This window comes from Mucilaginibacter sp. Mucisp86 (genome assembly GCF_047324315.1).
Taxonomy (GTDB): Bacteria; Bacteroidota; Bacteroidia; order Sphingobacteriales; family Sphingobacteriaceae; genus Mucilaginibacter.
This window is the reverse complement of sequence record NZ_CP168503.1, coordinates 1577442-1597498: the sequence shown is the minus strand read 5'-3', so window position 1 is coordinate 1597498 and position 20057 is coordinate 1577442. Positions and strand designations below refer to the sequence as shown.

At 43.7% G+C, this 20057-nt stretch carries 16 protein-coding genes; 11 read left to right on the top strand and 5 right to left on the bottom strand.

Translation table 11 applies throughout. The annotated features are described in order from the left end of the window. The first annotated feature begins 3 nt into the window (after positions 1-3). From ACEN9X_RS06450 to ACEN9X_RS06430, 5 genes are all read left to right on the top strand, one after another. Complete coding sequence (locus ACEN9X_RS06450) at positions 4-1029, top strand: family 43 glycosylhydrolase (RefSeq protein WP_413669615.1); 1026 nt, start codon at positions 4-6, stop codon at positions 1027-1029. A gap of 32 nt (positions 1030-1061) precedes the next feature. Next, positions 1062-2201 carry a sialidase family protein gene (locus ACEN9X_RS06445; protein WP_413669614.1) on the top strand — a complete coding sequence of 380 codons (1140 nt, stop codon included), beginning with the start codon at positions 1062-1064 and terminating at the stop codon, positions 2199-2201. A 190-nt stretch (positions 2202-2391) separates the two neighbouring features. Continuing rightward, a complete protein-coding gene (locus ACEN9X_RS06440; RefSeq protein ID WP_413669613.1) occupies positions 2392-3462 on the top strand; it encodes a cellulase family glycosylhydrolase in 1071 nt (356 codons plus the stop codon). A 214-nt stretch (positions 3463-3676) separates the two neighbouring features. Then, positions 3677-4687 (top strand): glycoside hydrolase family 43 protein, encoded by a 1011-nt coding sequence (locus ACEN9X_RS06435; protein WP_413669612.1) that lies wholly within the window; start codon positions 3677-3679, stop codon positions 4685-4687. 8 nt (positions 4688-4695) lie between these two features. Beyond that, positions 4696-6786: a hypothetical protein gene (locus tag ACEN9X_RS06430; RefSeq protein WP_413669611.1), complete on the top strand. Its 2091-nt coding sequence runs from the start codon at positions 4696-4698 to the stop codon at positions 6784-6786. A gap of 511 nt (positions 6787-7297) precedes the next feature. Here ACEN9X_RS06430 and ACEN9X_RS06425 read toward each other — a convergent pair. Together ACEN9X_RS06425 and ACEN9X_RS06420 are read right to left on the bottom strand one after the other, a co-directional pair. After that, entirely contained in the window at positions 7298-8104 is an 807-nt protein-coding gene (locus ACEN9X_RS06425; protein ID WP_413669610.1) for a phytanoyl-CoA dioxygenase family protein, read from the bottom strand. A gap of 266 nt (positions 8105-8370) precedes the next feature. Next, positions 8371-9147, bottom strand: a complete 777-nt coding sequence (locus ACEN9X_RS06420) for an SDR family NAD(P)-dependent oxidoreductase (protein ID WP_413669609.1) — start codon at positions 9145-9147, stop codon at positions 8371-8373. 227 nt (positions 9148-9374) lie between these two features. On the opposite strand from ACEN9X_RS06420, the gene ACEN9X_RS06415 reads away from it, so the two are divergent. Continuing rightward, on the top strand, positions 9375-10526 hold the full coding sequence (locus ACEN9X_RS06415; RefSeq protein ID WP_413669608.1) for a hypothetical protein: 1152 nt from the start codon (positions 9375-9377) through the stop codon (positions 10524-10526). Between the two features lie 7 nt (positions 10527-10533). Here ACEN9X_RS06415 and ACEN9X_RS06410 read toward each other — a convergent pair whose 3' ends face one another. Then, positions 10534-10869 (bottom strand): winged helix-turn-helix transcriptional regulator, encoded by a 336-nt coding sequence (locus ACEN9X_RS06410; RefSeq protein WP_413669607.1) that lies wholly within the window; start codon positions 10867-10869, stop codon positions 10534-10536. A 108-nt stretch (positions 10870-10977) separates the two neighbouring features. Between ACEN9X_RS06410 and ACEN9X_RS06405 the strand changes: the two genes are divergently transcribed. After that, entirely contained in the window at positions 10978-11976 is a 999-nt protein-coding gene (locus ACEN9X_RS06405; protein ID WP_413669606.1) for a quinone oxidoreductase family protein, read from the top strand. A gap of 6 nt (positions 11977-11982) precedes the next feature. On the opposite strand, the gene ACEN9X_RS06400 is transcribed toward ACEN9X_RS06405, so the two are convergent. Next, on the bottom strand, positions 11983-13011 hold the full coding sequence (locus tag ACEN9X_RS06400) for a S66 peptidase family protein (protein ID WP_413669605.1): 1029 nt from the start codon (positions 13009-13011) through the stop codon (positions 11983-11985). A 233-nt stretch (positions 13012-13244) separates the two neighbouring features. Between ACEN9X_RS06400 and ACEN9X_RS06395 the strand changes: the two genes are divergently transcribed. Next, complete coding sequence (locus ACEN9X_RS06395; protein ID WP_413669604.1) at positions 13245-13673, top strand: hypothetical protein; 429 nt, start codon at positions 13245-13247, stop codon at positions 13671-13673. A 103-nt stretch (positions 13674-13776) separates the two neighbouring features. Beyond that, on the top strand, positions 13777-15051 hold the full coding sequence (locus tag ACEN9X_RS06390; RefSeq protein ID WP_413669603.1) for a formylglycine-generating enzyme family protein: 1275 nt from the start codon (positions 13777-13779) through the stop codon (positions 15049-15051). A gap of 707 nt (positions 15052-15758) precedes the next feature. On the opposite strand, the gene ACEN9X_RS06385 is transcribed toward ACEN9X_RS06390, so the two are convergent. Next, a complete protein-coding gene (locus ACEN9X_RS06385) occupies positions 15759-16490 on the bottom strand; it encodes a GntR family transcriptional regulator (RefSeq protein ID WP_413669602.1) in 732 nt (243 codons plus the stop codon). Positions 16491-16725: 235 nt separating this feature from the next. Between ACEN9X_RS06385 and ACEN9X_RS06380 the strand changes: the two genes are divergently transcribed. Together ACEN9X_RS06380 and ACEN9X_RS06375 are read left to right on the top strand one after the other, a co-directional pair. Continuing rightward, positions 16726-18105, top strand: a complete 1380-nt coding sequence (locus ACEN9X_RS06380; protein ID WP_413669601.1) for a hypothetical protein — start codon at positions 16726-16728, stop codon at positions 18103-18105. A gap of 458 nt (positions 18106-18563) precedes the next feature. Further along, positions 18564-19946 carry a right-handed parallel beta-helix repeat-containing protein gene (locus ACEN9X_RS06375; protein ID WP_413669600.1) on the top strand — a complete coding sequence of 461 codons (1383 nt, stop codon included), beginning with the start codon at positions 18564-18566 and terminating at the stop codon, positions 19944-19946. The last annotated feature ends 111 nt before the right edge of the window (positions 19947-20057 follow it).

Here is a 20057-nt window from a genome sequence, read left to right as displayed (position 1 = left end):
CGAATGATAAAAGGAATATTATGCGGTTTAATGATGATGACTGGTTTTACTGCCGTAGCGCAGGATGCCGCGGTTAAAAACCAGCCGCCATCGCCGCTTTATCGTGATCCTATTTACGATGGCGCCGCCGACCCGGTATTGGTTTATAACAAAGCCGAAAAAGAGTGGACCATGCTTTATACCCAGCGCCGGGCCAATGTACAATCGCCGGGAGTAGCGTTTTGTTATGGTACTGCCATTGGCGTGGCTACCTCTAAGGATCATGGGCATACCTGGGTATACCGCGGTGCGTTAAACCTGGAGCATGAACGCGGGCAAAACACTTTTTGGGCCCCCGATGTGGTTTTTGATAAAGGTGTTTACCACATGTTTGTGGTATATATCCCAGGAGTGTATAGCCAGTGGTGCGGAGATTCGCACCTGGTACATTACACCAGTAAAAACCTGTGGGACTGGAAATATGAAGGGCCGCTAAATTTGCCCGATCATAATATCATCGACCCAACACTCACGAAAATGCCTGATGGTAAATGGCATATGTGGTACAAGGATCAAAAATTGGGTAGCATCACCATGACCGCTGAAAGTAACGATCTTGTGAACTGGAAAGCAGATGATAAACCCGCCATTGAAGGCCGCGCACATGAAGGTCCTAAAATATTCCGGTTTAAAGATTATTACTGGATGATCACCGACGAGTGGCAGGGGCAGCGCGTTTACCGCTCAAAGGATGCTAAAACCTGGGAGCACCAGGGTTTGGTGCTGGATAAGCCAGGTCACCGGCCGGAGGATACGCCAACAGGGGCCCATGCCGATGTGGTAGTGAGTGAAGGCCATGCCTATATCATTTACTTTACCCATCCCGGCCGTAAAAAGCATTTTGAAGATGGCGGGCTTGATGCCGATGGCGCTTACAGTTATACAACCAAGCGCACCTCCATCCATGCAGCAGAATTAGAATTTAACGGCGAAACGCTGGTGTGCGACAGGGATAAGCCATTTAGTTTCTGGCTGGCCGACGTCAAATAAAATATCGACAGAAATAAAAAGAATAATTGGTTATGCGGCAGATATTCATTTGGTTAATGGGTGTGTTTGCCCCGGTGATGGTTCTGGGGCAACACTATGCCGTTAACAACAAAACCATTGCCTGGGATCAAACCACCTTAAAACAGGTGGGCAACAAGAACGGCAATTACGCCCGTATGGTCCAGCTAAGTAATGGCAGCCTGTTTTGTGTTTATGAAAGCGCCGGGGGCATTGAATGTATTACAAGCAACGATTTGGGTAAAAGCTGGCAGCAACCTGTTGTAATTGCAAAGCCGGTGCCCGGAGTGAACATGGCAGTGCCCGAGATATTGGAACTGAAAGACCACTCGTTACTGGCGTCATACAACCCACGCCCGCATAAGGTAAACGGCGGTTGGGATACCACTAAACGATTTGCCATCTGTACCAAAAAAAGTTACGATAAAGGCAAAACCTGGACGGATGAACGTTTGGTTTATGAAGCCCGCTACAATTTTGATGATGGCTGCTGGGAACCATCGCAGATTCAATTGCCATCGGGCGAGATCCAGTTGTTTTTTTCGAACGAGGGTGTTTACACAAAATCAAACGAGCAGAATATTTCCATATTTAGGTCGAAGGATAACGGCTTAAGCTGGACAAAACAGCCTGAAATAGTGTCTTTCAGGGCTGGCCATAGGGATGGCATGCCGGTGCCCATCCTCCTGAAAGGGAAAAATGAGATCGCGTTTTCGATAGAGGATAACGCCGGAGCAACTTTTAAGCCATCTGTTATTCGTAACAGTATCGGTCAAAACTGGCAAAAAACAGTAGGCTCCGATGATGCCGAACGTACATACGCGCTCATACCTAAATTGCAGGATACGGTTTATGCAGGTGCGCCTTATTTAAGGCAACTGCACAGCGGCGAAACGGTGCTGTCATACCAAAGTACCCAAAACCGCAACCATAACTGGGAACAGGCCTGTATGCAGGTAGCTTTGGGTAACAATGATGCTAAGGATTTTGCGTGTGTACCAACGCCATTCAATATTCCGCTTAATAAACACGGGTTATGGAATGCGTTGTGTGTGCTTAATGATGATACCATAATTGCGTTAACATCAACAAATGCGTTTGGGAATGGTACTGAGATTTGGATGATAAAGGGGAGGGTGGTAAAGAAGGACTAAAAGAAAAAATAAAAATGTCATTTCGATAGAGCGGTGGGGGCTGCGGGTTGGGGCGAAAGAGAAATCTTATACGGTACGCAGAGCTATAGCACAGTGTATAAGATTTCTCCTCACGCCTCGCTCATAACCCCTCCGGTTCGTCGAAATGACACACGGGTAAAACAGGAATTAAACTATTAAATACAGATAAATGCAAACAAAATTAAAAGTATTGGCCCTTGCTTTGGCAATGCCATTGGGGATGAGGGTAATGGCGCAGCAGAAAGCGCCGGCTCAGGTATGGTCAGAGGCGAAGGCAAAAACATGGTACGCGCAGCAGCAATGGCTGGTTGGGGCAGATTTTATTCCGAGCACGGCCATTAATCAGTTGGAGATGTGGCAGGCTGATACTTTCGATCCGAAAACAATAGATAGAGAATTAGGCTATGCTCAAGGTATTGGCATGAATGTAATGCGTGTATTCCTGCACCATTTAGCCTGGGAGCAGGATCCTGAAGGTTTCAAGAAACGCATGGACGAATACCTGGCCATTTCAAGTAAACATGGCGTTAAAACCATGTTTGTGTTTTTTGATGACTGCTGGAACAAAGTGCCTAAAGTAGGTAAGCAACCTGAGCCAAAGCCAGGCATTCACAATTCGGGTTGGATGCAGGATCCGGGGCAGCCGGCATCTGATAATGCGGCAAATTCGCCCGTACTTGAAAAATACGTGAAAGATGTATTGAAGCGTTTTGCCAATGATAAACGCATTTTGCTTTGGGATTTGTATAATGAGCCGGGCAACTCAGATAAATGCAACAAAACTTTGCCGTTGTTAAAAAGCGTTTTCAAATGGGCAAGGCAGGTAAATCCAAGCCAGCCAATTAGTGCAGGCGTATGGCGCTGGGATTTGGAAGAGTTGAACAAATTCCAGATAGCTAACTCAGACGTTATTACTTATCATGACTATACCCCTGAAGCTGAACACCTGAAAACTGTGCAGTTTTTGAAAATGAACGGTCGCCCGTTGATTTGTACCGAGTATATGGCCCGCCCGCGCAACAGTCTGTTCGGCACGGTATTGCCAATGCTTAAAAAAGAAAATGTAGGCGCTATAAACTGGGGTTTTGTAAGCGGCAAAACCAACACCATTTACGCCTGGGATACCCCAATGCCTGATGGTAAAGAACCTAAGCTGTGGTTCCATGATATTTTCCGTAAGGATGGTACTGCCTACATCCCTGAGGAAGCAAACCTGATCAAGAAATTGACCGGAAGATAAATTTTTGATGTGCAGATTTCAAATGTGCAGATGATTTTCGGATCCTGAAACCGATGTTTTAAGTAGAGACGCATCACATGCGTCTCCCGCGTTCAACCTATCACATAAATCTGCTTGTCAAATATGATAAGCATGTTTATTACAGCCTTACGATGTTTTTAAAACTTCGTAAGGCTTGTTCCTCGCTAATACTACCCTTAAACCAATTACACCTATGAAAAAGTTTTTTAATTGCCTGGTGCTGGTTCTGTTAGTTACAATGACCGTCTGTCGCAGCCATGCACAGCAAGTTGGGCCAACCAAGCAGGCAGCGCCTTATAGCGGTCTTATTCATGTTGTGCTTGACAGGGATTTTCCCGATCCTACGGTGATCAGTTATAACGGTAAGTATTACGCGTACGCAACCCAATCGCCGGGAGGTGACGGGAAAATGATCAATATCCAGGTGGCCTGGTCAACTGATCATGAGCACTGGAGCTACGCCGGTGACGCTTTGCCTCAAAAACCGTCATGGGCTTCCAATACGCAAAACTTTTGGGCGCCGGATGTTTTCTTCGATGCTAAACTCAACAAATTTGTCATGTTCTTTTCTGCCGATCCAAACGAGTTGACCGGCAAATGGATGGGCATAGCTTATGCGGATAGCCCGCTTGGTCCATTCACTGATAGAGGAGCACCATTTATGAAAGGCCCGGGCTTTCGCTGCATAGATCCTAAGGCCTTTGTTGATCCAAAAACCGGCAAACATTTCCTTTATTGGGGATCGGATTTTCAGCCGTTGCGGGTACAGGAAATGAAGGATGACTGGTCGGATTTTAAAGATGGCTCGCAGCCAACAGTTGTAGTTGAGCCGGGCAAGGATAAAAGCTACAGCAATTTGGTTGAAGGCTCATGGCTTGATTATGATAACGGTACCTATTACCTGTATTACTCGGGTGATAACTGTTGCGGAGTGGGAGCCAATTATGCTGTAATGATAGCTAAGGCCGATAATCCGCTCGGTCCGTTTGTACGATTAGGTGAAAGCGATAAAACCCTCAATAGTGCTATTTTAATAAAAGATGCGGTTTATACAGCTCCTGGCCACAATTCTATTTTTACTGATGAAAAGGGAAATAAATTTATAGCCTATCATGCTATCGAAATAGCTCATAAAGAAAAGGGCAGGGTAATGTGTATCAGCCCTGTTAAGTATCAAAACGGTTGGCCGGTAGTAACTAAATAATAAACGATATGGTTTATCAAATAAAACATCTTGTTCTTTGCGGATTGCTGTCACTGGTTTTTTTTAAGTCAGAGGCACAGGTGGCGGGTGATAAAGATTTTAAACCGGCTGCCGGTGTAAGCGTAAAGGCAAATACTTCAAATGTTACAGTAACATGGCCTGCGGGAGCAAATAGTAACGGTAGGCTTGTTTTAAACTTAAAAAATGACGAGCCGCTATTTAGCAGCGTTCAGTTAAGTAAAGCCGGGGTTTACAAGCCGGTGATTGAAAATGTTGATCCGCAGTTTATCCTTACAGAAGGTAAGCGTGATCTTATCTCCCAAAACGGCTGGAATATCTTTTTTGATAAGGTACCGCTGAAACCACACCACTCTTATAAGGTAGATTTTCATAAAAAATCCATCAGCGTAAGCAGCAAAGGCACACGTACAATAATTACTTTGCCAGGAGTGGAAGCGCCTAACTTTAAAGGAGATCTGGAAATTACACTCTACAACGGGCAACCTTTATTTAACGTTGCAGCAGTTGTATCAACCCAAATTGATTCGACGGCTATTTTGTATGATGCGGGTTTGGTCGCTAAAGCCCAACCGGTTAAAGCAGTGAGCTATAGTGATGTTTATGAACACCTGCAAATCGATGATATCAGTAAACCGGATACTGCTAAAAATCTTGCTGTAAAATATCGTGCCATCATCGGTACAAATGATAAAGGCAGCATAGCCGTGTTTCCGGCACCGCACCAGTATTTTTATCCTTTGGATGAAGCTTTTAACCTCAAGTTTGTATGGTATGGCAACAATTACCGTAACCTGCTTCTGGGCTTTGGGCTTGGCATCAGGCAGGAACTACAGGGTGATAAGCGTTTTGTGCCCTGGTTTAACGCGCCCCCGGGAACCAAACAACAACTCAACTTTTTTTGCCTGCTGGGAACCGACGGAGCAGACGCTTTGCTGAATAATGTAAAGCAATTTACCCATAATGATAGCTATATGCCACTTCCCGGTTACAAAACCATGGCAAGCCATTTTCATAACGAGTTTATCATGAGTGTGGTGCTTGCGGGCAAGCCGGTTCCTGATAGTCCATCGTTTGTGAAAGTTTTAAAGCGCCGGGGGATTAATATTGTTCACCTGGCCGAGTTTCATTATACCGCCCATCCTAAAGGACCGGATGAACAACGACTTAAAGAACTTCAAGCACTGTTTGATCAATGTAACCGTTTATCTGATAAAAACTTTTTGCTGCTGCCCGGCGAGGAACCTAATGAGTTTTTCGGCGGTCATTGGCTGGCATTTTTTCCGAAGCCGGTTTACTGGATCATGTCGCGTAAGGCGGGTACGCCTTTTGAAAGTACCGATGCTGAACATGGTAAAGTTTATCATATAGGCGATAAAGCCGATATGTTAAACCTGCTTAAAGCCGAAAAAGGCCTGGCCTGGACAGCGCATGCCCGTACTAAAGGTTCTACCGGTTTCCCGGATGCTTATAAGAAAGAAGGTTTTTACCTGTCGGACAGGTTTTTGGGAGCCGCCTGGAAAGCTTTGCCTGCTGATTTGTCTGAACCTCGTTTGGGCAAACGTGTTTTCGATCTGATGGATGATATGAACAACTGGGGACTGAAAAAGAAAGTACTCTCTGAAGCCGACCTGTTCAGCATCGAGCCCGAAAATGAAATGTACGCGCACCTCAATGTAAACTACCTGAAACTTGCCCAACAGCCTGAATATAAAAATGGCTGGCAGCCTGTGCTTAATGTGCTGGAACAAGGCAAATTCTTTTCAACCACAGGTGAAGTTTTAATTGAGGATTTTACAATAAATGGCCATTCATCCGGCGAGACCATAGCCATCCCGGCCGACGGAAAATGTACCATCAGCTTTAAAACCAGCTGGACATTCCCGTTAAATTTTGCTGAGATCATTTCGGGCGATGGCAAACAGGTTTATCGTGAGCGCATTGATCTTACCTCAACCCAGGCTTTTGGCACAAAAACATTCAGCAAAGTGTTGAACATGAAAGGCCGCAAATGGGCTCGACTTGAAGTTTGGGATGCCGCCGTTGATGGTGCTTATACACAAACGGTTTGGTTGAAGTAAAAACCTAAAACCTACGCCGCCGCCCGGCGGCGGGTAATACAATAAGTCATTGCGAGTATCCACCAGGGAAGCCTGGAAAAAATCGTAATGACGTAGAAAAAATATATTTTAGGGATGTTGTGTGTGGGCCGCGTTAGGGATTGCAGTGAAAAGCCCACAGCGTGTGTAGGAGTTGCGGGTAGGAAAGGCGAGGACTTGTAACGGAAAGCCCGGGCCGCAGGCAACGCCCATGTTATAAAATAGATCAGAAAGATATATTTAATAATCAATAACTTACAATTATGCCATTATAAGCGAAGCAATCTGGTAGCAAATGCATGTCCGATGTGCATAGCTACAAGATTGCTTCGTTCCCGAAATAAATTCGGGACAGGCTGTACCTCCTCGCAATGACATAGTTTTATTTTACAGGGACTTTAACCAGTGCCCGCTCCGTAAAGAAACTTTTCAGGGCTGCAATTTTCCCGGTGCGGATGAGATAGCTGATGAATAAGGCAATTAACATAAATTTTTACTTAACAATACTTGCAAAACGTTGATAAAAGGCGGTAGGGCTGTCGGCGTGTTTGGGCTCGTATTTACCGGCAATAATGGGGATATATATTACCCTGCGGCGGCTTTCCTCACCAATAACGGTTGACTGGGCTACCCGGTGCCAAAGGCGGCCATCATGTATGGTCAGGTCGCCGGCTGTTGGGATAATAGCTACTTCATTTTCGTCGGTATCATGATCAAGGAAATACTTTTTACGGAAAAGCATCTGGTAAAGGTTTTGTTTATGTGTACCGGGCAGGATGCGTAAACCGCCGTTCTCCGGTTTCAGGGTACTTAAATGGATGCCAACATTAAGCATCGGGTTTAACTTTTGGCCATGAAAAATATCGCGCAGGCCATCCGTATGCCAGCCCATTTTAGTGAAGCTGCTTTCGGGGCCGTTTACGTAGTGGTTAAAAACCATTCCGTCCTTTTCATCTGTTCCCAGCCGTGAGCCTTCACCAATCAGGTTAAGCAGCACCTGGAAACGCGGATCTTTGGTAAATTCATCTAACAAACTATTATGCTGATTAATAAAAGCAAAGCGCTGTACAATAGGCGAGCCATCAAGGTCTTTACCATATTTGATCGGCACGCCATTCACCTTCTCCGTTTTATTGCTGATCCAGGTGTTTTCAACCTGTTTTGATGCATTGATAATGTCGGTAACAGTTTCGGGCTTAATGAAATTTTTAAAATGGATAAAGCCGTGCTGATTGAAAAAAGCTTGTTGTTCGGGCGTAATTGCTGAGCCTAATGTGAATTTTTGATATGACGTTGCCATGTGGTGGAAATGATATTAAAGTACCTGGAAAGTGAAATTGTAAACGCTTGATGCCGCCGGAGCGGTTTTAGGAAAGGAGATGGTCCTTTTTAAGGGAAATTAACAACAACAGCTGCACATGACCCTTGTTATCAAGGGCATTCGCATTGGGCATGCAAATAATATGTTGTGCGTATTGTTCAATGTATATTAAATCTATCTTTTTAGTAGATTAATGCAAATGTAAACAAATTGTTAATCACTCCAAATATTTATGAAAATATTTTTTAACGCTTGTAAAGTCCGGCGGTTACCTTTTCAATCAGGCGTTTAGGGCCATGCGTTGCTGCTACAGCCGAGAGCTTGTTTAAAAATCCGGGGACTATTTCGGCTTTTTTATTGAACATGCCTTTTATACCAATTACTGCAACCTCCCCGGGCTGCATATTGAATTTTGCGGCGAGTTCGGCCAGGGCATCCATACCGGCACTGTGTGCAAAACCGGTATCAGTAGGGCCGGGGCAAATACAGCTTACCGAAATATTGGTATCCTTAAGTTCATATCTCAAAGCCCGGCTAAATGATAAAACAAACGCTTTAGTTGCCGCATAAATCGCCAGGGTAGGTACAGCCTGGTAAGCCGCGGTACTGGATACGTTGAGGATAAACGCCTGTTGTTGTAATTTTAAAAGCGGGATAAAATGATAGGAAAGTTCGGTAAGCGCATTCATGTTAACCTGCATCATGCCGGTTTGCGGGGCCAGATCCAATTCATCGAAATTTCCCCACACACCGTGCCCCGCATTATTTATTAATATCGATATGGGTACATTTAAGCTTTTAGCCCAGTCGAAGATCCGAAGGGCGGCACCCGCGCCCGAAAGATCAGTCGCGAGATAATCAGCCTTCACATGATAGTCGGTTTTTATTTGGGCAGACAGGGCAATGAGATCATTTTCCGACCGCGAAACCAGCAGGAGGTTATAACTTTTTTGCGCCAGCAATATGGCCATTGCCCGTCCAATGCCTTTACCGGCCCCCGTAACTAATGCGTATTGATCCATTGTTTTTTGTGAAATATCGAAGGTGCAAGTTTAAATAAAAATAATCTACTAAACTTGTAGACTATTTAAAATGTTATTACGTTTGTACTGATATGAAAACTAATCCGCCCCGTTTTCGTTTTTTAAACTATAGCCACCCAGGCTATTGTTGTTGCCGGTAATTAGTAACCGCGTCCCCCTTTGTTATTATATCTGTAGCACAATTATCACAAGTTTAAAAATTGGTCATGACCGCTTATCGTATAAAATATTTATTCAGCGCCTTTGTAACCATTGGTACTGTGTTGTGTGTAATCCCGGCATCCGCTCAGCTATCGGCATCGGTACGGTATAAGCTTAACCTGCTGCCCGATACGGCTGCACATAGCATCATTGATGATAGTTATTCGGCCAAATTGCTTACCGGGGTATCAAACAAACCTATTATTAAAGCCGATGCGGTTTTTGAGACGGACCTGGAAAGCGAACTGGATACCCACGCCGGCCGCAAAAAGGTATTGGGCTATTTGAAAGAGTTATCGGCAGGTAATACCGGCGAAGGTAATTATAACCAGGCCAGGGTTAAATCATACTATAAGCTTGCCAATGTGTTTGCAAAGCTGCATTTGTACCCCCTTGCTATGAAATGTTTTTTCAGGGCGATGGTATCCAAAAAAGAAGGTGCCCCTGCTGCTGCGGATTCGCTAAATACAGATACTGCCGGCCGGCAATTACATTTAAACAGCGGCTTGTTGACCATCAACGCAAATGATGATTCGGTATTTGTAAACAGCCCGGTGCGGCTGAAGGATAAAAAGGAGAAGAAAAGCAAATCAATTACTTACAACCGGATCCTCAATACTTTTAATGATGGCAAAAAAGCGGCTGCTTACGCCTTGCTGTTTCACGTAAAACAACCTAAACCAGGTAAGCCTACCGTATTTGTACGGGCTAATACCGGGCATACTTTTATAACGCTCATCAAGTATAATACCGATTCAACTACGGTTTCTGTTTCATTCGGATTCTATCCCAAAAAAGACAATATATTTTCGGCTACGCCATGGGAACCGGAAACTTCGGGCACGTTCAAAAATGACGAGGCGCACAAATGGGATGAAGTGATGGGCAAGTTTATAACCGAACGCCGTTTTAAAAGGATACTGAAGCTTACTCAGCAGTATGATGGTCTGGAGTACCATCTATCAAAAAATAACTGTACCGATTTTGCATTACAGGCAGCTTCATATGCCGGTTTTGGTGTTACCAATTCAAAAGGCTCATGGCCATTGGGGCATGGCAATAATCCCGGAACAACCGGGCAAAGCATCATAGCAGGCGGCATTTATGATAATGACAAGGCCGACCTGTTTGTTGATTTTGATGAAAACCTGAAATAAGGCAACCTTACATATCACTCCATTCGGATAGGTTGGCCAAAATTGGCAGCAACGCTTGTCCTTTTGGGGTTAAGGTATAATCAACCCGTGCAGGTACAGCGGGGATGATAGTTTTGCTGATCAGCCCGGAGGCTTCCAGCTCTTTCAGTTGTTTACCCAATGTTTGATCGGTTATACCCTGCATAGCTGCTTTGAGTAAACTGAAGCGATCGTTCCCTTCCGAAATATGAATCACAATAAGGGCTTTCCACCGGCCCGAAATGGCATCAAGTGCGCCGTTTATCCGGCACGACCGGTACAGGAATGCTTTGTTTACGGCGTTTGACGAGTTTTCCTTGATCATAATTAAGTACTCCCTTTTTTGTGAGTTGCTCCCAATTAAAGGAGTAAGGGTTATTTACGTGCAGGGTATTTAGTTTTGGAGCACAAGCAAATTTAAAACTCTGCATTTATGAAAGCAATACAATTGAATGGTTTTGGCGATGTATCTAACTTCAGTTTAAGCCATCTGGATCCTCCTGTAATTAAAAATGACGAGGTGCTGATACAGATCAAAGCGGCTGCCTTTAACCCTATTGATTACCAGATGCGCCAGGGCCTGCGCGAAAGCAGGCTGATGCGTTCGCCAATATTAGGGCGTGAGCTCTCGGGAATAGTGCTGCAGTTGGGGCCGGATGTTATCGGTTTTAAGCCCGGCGATGAGGTGATGGCCCTGGCCGGTAGTCGCGGATCAAACGGAAGCTATGCCGAATTAATGGCGTTAAATTACCGGATGATTGGCCGCAAACCTCGCCATATCAATTTTGAGGAAGCCGCCGCTATCCCATCGTCGGGTTTAACGGCCTGGCATAGTTTTACCAGGATGCAGGCCGAAGCGCACGACAGCATTTTTATTAACGGCGCTGCCGGTGGCGTGGGCAGGTTTTTGATAAAATTGTTAAAAGCAAATGGCGTTTCAAACATCGTAGCTACAGCAGGTAGCGGGGAAAGTATAGCCGCATTGCAAAGTCTTGGCCTTGGCTCCGGGCAAATCGTCAATTATAATCAACCGGGTTTAAAACATCTGCTTATTACAGCCAACTATGGTAAGCGGTTTGATTATGCTGTTGACCTTGTAGGAGGCACAATAGCCGAAACCACGGCTGATGTATTAAGAATGAACGGAAACTATGTTGATGTTACTTTTTTAGGAACCGCTGTCACCCGCGAAATTTTATTTGACAAAGGGGCCAATATCCTCAATATTGCGGCCTACGCATTTGCGATAGAAAATAATCTTACATGGTATGGAGATACGCTCAATCATTTAGCTCAACTAATTGAAACCCATAAAATTGATGCACCTGCTGTAAATGTTATCGGCAACCTTAGTGTTGAAACTGTGCAAGAGGCCCACCGGCTGATGGAAGGTAATCGTATTTACGGTAAAAAGTTGGTTATGAGGGTTTAAAAAGTTTTAAACCGCTTTTAATGTGCTCCCGTCTGTACTAACCTCAAGTACATGCTGTACCCCGCATTTAAGGGCGAAATTATTTTTTTGATGTCCCACCGGAAAATCAAAGCAAACCGGGTAGTCATAGTCTTTTACTTTTTCGGTAACGATATCATAAATGGTACGGCCAAATTCTTCGCCTTCAATATCCGGCGTTAGTTGAAAGCCGCCTATAATTAACCCGGCCAGGTGCGAAAGCTTACCGGTTTGCTTCAGGTTCCAGAACATGCGGTCGATATTGTAGAGATATTCGTGGGTGTCTTCAACAAATAAGATTTTTCCATCTGTATCCAGATCGGAAGGAGTGCCCGAAAGCGTTGTGATCAAACTCAGGTTACCGCCTGTTAAAATAGCTTCGGCTGTTCCCTGCCGGTTTTGCGCAACCGCCGGCGACGAATAATCAATATTTTCACCCATAAGTGCCTGCCTGATGGATTGAATGGTGGCTATCTGAATATCATCGGCCTTCGCCCAGTCATTAGGGAAACTGTTGCACATTTTTGAATGCAGGGTAGCAATACCAAAATTGCGGTTAATATGGCAATGCAAGGCAGTAATATCGCTGAAGCCGACGATCCATTTGGGGTTTTTCTTAAACTTTCTAAAATCGAGCCGATCAATGATCCTTACTAATCCGTAGCCACCTCTTGCACACATAACGGCTTTGATGTTGGGGTTATCCAGCATTTGCTGTAAGTCTGCCACACGCTCTTCATCTGTTCCGCCGTATATGAAATCCTTTTTGCCAGTGTTGTCGCCAATCTCTACTTTAAAGCCCCAGTTTTGTATAAGTTGTACAGATGGCATTATCTCGGTTAAACTCATATATCCCGATGGACTGATAATGCCTATGGTATCGCCTGTTTTTAAATAGGGAGGGATTTTGTGATATGTTTTACTATAAGAACTTTTAGATGCGGATGCCCATACCCCCGGGGTTGATAGTGCCACGCCGGCAGTGACTAAGGAGGATATGAAGCGTTTTCGGTTCATGTTGTGCCTGTTGCATTTTGATGTAACAGGGTTTATAAAAGTATAAAAAACGTGACATAAGTACCACCTTGCCCATCGATATTAATTATATTTAGTGATTAGATACAATCCTGCATTATTATTAAACCTATTATTGCAAATGACGATCAGGAAATAAAGATGCAGGATAATAAACTGCAATCATTTCTGTTTATTTACAACTAATTTTTGCTAAACACCTAACCGGTCACAAAATGTTAAGAACCATACACGTTACAAAAGTCTTTAAATATCTGAGCATCTTATTGTTTTTAACTGCGCTGATATTCCCCTGTTTCGATACGATGGCGGAAGAAGGTGAAGAAGGCGAAGGTGCAGCCATATTGTTATCCGGTTTTTTTGGCTTTTTTTCTTCGGCTGTTGGTTGGTCCTGGTTAGCTAATCCGGCTTTGTGGGTGTCATGGGGCTATTTTACTAAAAAACCTCGCCAATCTTTTTTAGCGAGTGCTATAGCCGTTTTATTTGCTTTATCATTTTTGTTTTTTAAATCGATAATGATAAATGAAGCCGGCGGAACATCGACTATTATAAAATACAGAATTGGCTATTGGCTGTGGTTGGGAAGTAGTTTGGTTATGCTGATAGGAAATACATATTTAAAATATCGCAATAACCGCGAATGAAAAAGTGCTGTGAAGGTAAATTATGTAGATATTTCTTAATGCAAACGATATATTACATATGCCCCTGTATAGCTTTGCATAAAGATCACTAAGTTTGAACTTGATGAAGATTAAGCTTACACATATTACCGGAATCTCGTTATTGACAATACCTGCTATATTTTTAGCATCATTTGTTTTTCAAAGCTGTAGCAGTTCGGGTAATAAGGATAATAGCAGCTCCGATAGTACAAGTTCAAGGCCTGTCGCTGCTTCAACAGCAGGTTTTAAAATTAAAGCTGCCATCTCCTGTACCAAAAACGGGATGATCAGGGAAGATAGTATTTTATATATGCATCAGGGTGGGGAAGCATTTAAGCCTACTGTAATCAGCGTGCTTAACGCAGCAGCAGATAAAACCAACGCAGATATGGCCTGGATTCCTGGTGGTACTTTTAGTATGGGAGGCGTTAATCCAACCGGCATAACTGATGGCGGCATGGAAGCTATGGACGACGCGAGGCCTGTTCACCGGGTATTTGTTGATGGTTTTTATATGGATAAAACCGAGGTAACCAACGCCCAGTTTGCCAAATTTGTAAAGGCCACCGGCTATGTAACCGTGGCCGAGCAGAAACCTACGGCAGAAGAATTTCCGGGTGTGCCGGCCGAAGACCTCGTTGCCGGATCGGTTGTTTTTACCCCGCCAAATCATAAAGTGCAGTTAAATGATATTTCGCAATGGTGGTCGTACCAGAAAGGGGCCGACTGGAAACACCCTCTTGGGCCGGGATCTGATTTAAGAGGCAAAGAAAATTACCCGGTTGTACAGGTAGCCTGGGAGGATGCTGCCGCTTATGCCAAATGGGCCGGTAAACGCCTGCCAACTGAGGCCGAATGGGAATTTGCCGCAAGGGGAGGTAAAGCCGGTGAGTTGTATCCCTGGGGCAACCAATTGAAACAGGACGGGCACTGGATGGCCAACACATTCCAGGGTTCTTTTCCCGATCGTGATAATGCCGAAGATGGAGAAGCTGGTCTTGGCCCGGTAAAAAAATATCCCGCTAATGCCTATGGCTTATATGATATGGCCGGCAATGCCTGGGAATGGTGTGCCGACTGGTACCGTAATGATTATTATAATAGTTTTAATCCTAATACTGTAGCGCGCAATCCCGGTGGCCCGTCCAGCTCTTTTGATCCGCTGGAACCGGGGCAGAAGAAGAAGGTCCAAAGAGGCGGATCATTTTTGTGCACCGACCAATACTGTACACGTTACATGGTAGGTTCAAGAGGTAAGGGCGAATATCGCTCGGCAACAAACCACGTTGGCTTTAGATGTGTGCGGGATATTAAACACGACCATAATACTACGCAGGCCACCGCAAATTCACTTTAATACTTTTCAATTTTATTTTGATTATGCAGATTGATTGACTGCTTTTAGCTTTAAGCATTCCCCTTTCAGCTTCCAAAAAAGGCTATAAAAAAAGAAGCACTCCTGATGGGCAGGAATGCGTTCTAACCAATTATAAACCTAAATTATGAGAAGAGCTGTAAACCCGGGGTCGAACCGGTGGCGCTGCCTGTCAGCTATTTACATGATGCAACAAATATACGTGTAATTTCTACATTTATTGTCATCTTAATATGGAAATTTTACTTTTATTGGTATTTTTTTATAAATGGCAATAAGTTAATAGATAATTAGCAACGAATTGCGATACTTTTAAAACCACCGGGGTTTTGTAAAATACAATACAGCTCTAACGTATCTCCTGTTGGCTTAGTATAGCAATGCTGTTAAATTTTAAAAATCCTTTGGAGGACAATGTCGTTAAGTTAGGGAAATCCTCCGGATGCTACCGTATACTACATCTTATTAAACATTTTGCTTAAACAAAAGTGCTTGTCATTTCGACCGAACCTTAGGTGGGACTGAGGGTCGGTGGTGAGGAGAAATCTTCTACAAGCAGCGCTAAAGTGGGGCATGGTGGAGAAGATTTCTCCTCACCCCGATCGCTCCCTTACGCACGCGTTCGTCGAAATGACATTTTTATTAAATCAAAATTTGTGGGTACAGATTAGCTATGCCGACATTCAGGTTTAAGTCCTGCGGCTTTCAACGGTGTATACGAAGCTTTCGGCTTTGTAATAACCAAGGTTGTATTCCATAGGGCGTTCTCCCTGATCATAAACAAATCTTTTTCTGAATAATACCGGGCTGCCGGTTTCAATTTCAAGCTTTCCGGCTATGAATTTATTGGCTTCAAGTGCACTGATCTCCTCTTTAGACAGGTTGGCTATGGTCGAATATTCGTCCTCTAACATTTCGTAAAGCGGGCGTTTAAAATCTTCCTCGCCGGTAAGTCCTATCCGCGGGTGAAAATAAGATATGAAATAAACAAAGGGACTATCGCTGCTGCCCCTGAGCCTTTCCATTTTTACAATTTTTTTATCTGTGCCGATATCAAAAAAGCTGGCGGTACTTTCATCCGGGAATACCCAGCTTACATGCAATTCGTAGTTTTTTACGTTAATGCCCCTCGCTTTCATTTCCTGCGAAAAGCTAAGCCAGTTCATTGATTTTGAGCTGATCCTTGAGTGGGCAACTTTGGTACCAAAGCCTTTTTTGCGGATCAGCAGTTCTTCATAAACCAGTTTATTGATAGCCTGGCGCAGCGTTGTGCGGGATATAGCCAGTTTTTTGGCCAGCTCAACCTCATTGGGCAATAATTTACCTGCCTGGTAAGCAGGATCTTTGATCAGCTCGCGCAGCAGTTGTTCGGCCTGTATATGCAGGGGGATGGGGCTTTTGTGGTCGATAGCTAATTTCATAGTTACTTTACTAACCTTAATGAGAGATAAGTGCCGGTAAAGATAACAAAAAGCTTAATTATGTATTTACATAGTTTAAGCAGGTGTTTATGTTTTGCTACGCACAATATAACAGCTTGTATGGTATAATAAGTGCACAATTGCTTATCTTAATTTATCGATTACTTAAACTCAGGGCGTTGAACATAAATGTTAGTACAAATACCGTTTAATTGTTTTAATTTGATAAGTGCTCATGATTATCCTTTGGCCTAAGCCGCAGCTGGTTGATAATAATCAGTTAATTACTTATAAATTTGCCCGTTTACTGCCTTTTATGAACTTGTTAAAAACGTTACTCTTTTCAATAGCACTTACTACTCCCGGTATCCTGTTGGCGCAAAGTCCTGCATCTCAAAAAGAATTGGCAAAACAGATCATGACCGATAGCCGTTTGGATACGGTTGAAGCACGTGCGCTGCGTTTGCTAACCGGCTTTACCGCAGGCACGTCATACGGCGAAATCTGGATCCGTGATTTTAATACGTTTATAGCCGGTTCATTGCGTGCTCGCAGCAAGGAAGAAGTAAAAGATAAGCTGTTGCTGTTTTTTAAAATCCAGGGTAAAGATGGCAACATTCCCGATGGCGCTATTCATACCGATCAGGCTCACGTTGGTTATCAGTACTTATATTCTGAGCTGGCGCCCGGTTGGGCTATTCATAAAAATACGGTTGAAACAGACCAGGAATCGTCATTGATCCAGGCGGTAAAAAAATATATCGATATCACCGGCGATAAAAGTATTTTGACGGATACCATCGGCGGCCGAACCGTAATGCAGCGTATGGAAGATGCGATGAACTACGTTCTGAAAAATCGCTGGTCGGTTAAGTATGGTTTGATTACCGGCGCCACCACGGTTGATTGGGGCGATGTGCAAACCCAGCATGGCTGGGGTGTGGTTATCAACGATAAAACAAAATGGGCAATTGATATTTATGATAATGCCATGTTTTTAATGGCGATACATGATTTTTTGGGGATGAGGCCCACCGGTTACAAAGCATCCCGGTATTGGGGAGATATAGCTATCGGAATGAAAATCAAGGTCCGCAATCATTTATGGGATGCAAAAGCCGGCAAATATATACCCCATATCTACCTTGATGGTTCACCTTTTTCGCCTTCATTTAATGAAAAGCAAATCCTTTATCTTGGCGGTACCATATGTGCCATAAAAGCGGGCTTAAATACCCAAAAGGAAATCGTTGCTATAAACAACCAGTTTTTGAAAGCAGCATCATGTGAAAAGCATGCTACTATCGGCCTTACGGTTTATCCTCCTTACCCTCTTAAAGAATTTCCGAATATGCCACCCTTCACCTATCAGAATGGCGGCGACTGGACGTGGTTTGGCGGGCGGATGATTGCCCCTTTAATTGAGAATAATATGGCAGGCGAAGCTTATAAAGAACTAAGCCCGATGATTGACCGCGTGCTGAAAAACAAGGGTTTCTTTGAATGGTACGATGTTAAAACAGGAGAACCAAAAGGCTCGGGAGATTTTAGGGGAGAGGCCGGTGTGCTTTACGAAGCTATAACCAGCCTGCGCAATTGGGCGCAACGACAGTAAGTTAATAGGGGTGCTAAGTACATATTCTTTATAAAGCAGAAAACTATTTTCTAAGAAGTTTTTTTTAATGTAGGGAGACGCATCGCATGCGTCTCCCTCGTGCAATTTCCGATGGGATTAGAAGCCTTTTAAATCAGCCTGTCTGCCGGGAGACGCATGTGATGCGTCTCTGCAAAAAACTTTCCATTTGTTTTTAAACAGTCTCCAACAAGCAAGCAGTTCCGGGTGTTTTTTGCCAATTGCCTACCTGGTGGAGTTGAACCAGAGGGCAGGATAATCTCCTTTTTTACAATTTTTATTCCTGTTTAAATTTATAAGTTACTGTTTGTCAGTGTGTATTATCTCGCTGGCAACAATATCTGAAGAAGCAACGTAAAACAAGCGGTTCTGCGCGGTAAGTACAGATTGGTTTACCAAACTATTAATTCAATACGATCAAGACTTTTTCAGGTTTTTAAATGAAAAAAAACAATTACTTAATACACATGATTGCCGGTGCATTGGCAATATCATGCTTCGCAAGGTGTACAAAAGGCATAAACAAAATTGAGAAACCAGCTGCCTCAATTCCGGAGCAGAATGCGAAACTGCAAAGTTTGAAAACCAAACCAGTAAGTAGCTATACTTATACAGTTAAAACTACTGAGTGGATGGTTGACGGGACAAATATCCCCGCAGGGGCTACAATTTATATACCTGCAGGTACACGGGGAGCCTTGCTACTCAAAAATTTTAAAGGAACAGCAGCTGCGCCAATCTTAATCGTGAATCAGGGGGGCAAAGTGTCTTTCACTACAGAAACTACCGCCTCATACGCGTTTAAGACACAAAACTGCCAGTACTTTAAAGTAATGGGAAATGGAGTTTCTTCAATTAAATACGGGTTTGATGTAAACGGGGGCAACATTGGTATGACGATGGACGACCTAAGCTCGGATTTTGAGATCGCGAATGTTGAGGTGCGTAACAGCGGCTTTGCAGGTATCATGGCAAAAACAGATCCATCATGTGATCCTGCAACCTGGCGCGGTCATTTTACTATGGCGAATGTGATAATCCACGATAATTACGTTCACAAAACTGGTGGGGAAGGTCTTTATATCGGAAATTCTTTCTATCAGGATGGTGTTTCAACTTCCTGCGGTACAGTTTTACCTCACGATGTCGTGAATGCCAGGATCTACAAAAATCTTGTAGATTCAACCGGTGCCGAAGGGGTCCAGGTTGGCAGCGCTACGTCGGGATGCATGATCTATAACAACACAGTTAACAACCCGGGGATAAGTCCGTTTGCTTCCTATCAAAATAATGGTATACAAATAGGGGAAGGTACCGGCGGGCAATGCTATAATAACCTGGTCAAGAATGCACCCGGCAACGGTATCATTGTTCTTGGCCTTGGGGATAATCAGGTATTCAATAATTATATTATAGACTCAAAGGCCTACGGTATTTTTGCAGATTCGCGGTATACTCCCGGCCCCAATTTTCAGTTTATCAATAATACCATTGTAGGCTCCGTTTTAGGTGGAATAAAGTTAAACTCTGAAACCATCCCGATGAACACCGTTATTAATAATGTTATTATACAGCCGGCATCTGTACAGCCGATAATCTTAAAAAGCAGCAGCGTTAAACTTACCCAATCAAACAATTATGTGAACACAGATGTAAGTGTTTGCGGTTTTGTAAATTATAACGGTAATGATTTCCATTTACAATCGTCATCGCCGCTTATCGATCAGGGTGCAAACGTTTTATCCTACGGTATAAAATTTGATTATTATGGCACCACACGTCCTTCCGGTGCGGCTTTTGATATCGGCGCTACGGAGTATTAATTTGTTTTACTTTTGGGTAAGAAACAGGATATCTGTTAATAATAAAAGGGACGACAATTTTGTCGTCCCTTTTTACGTCTCAAAGTGTCAGCTTTATGCTTTGTGCATTTG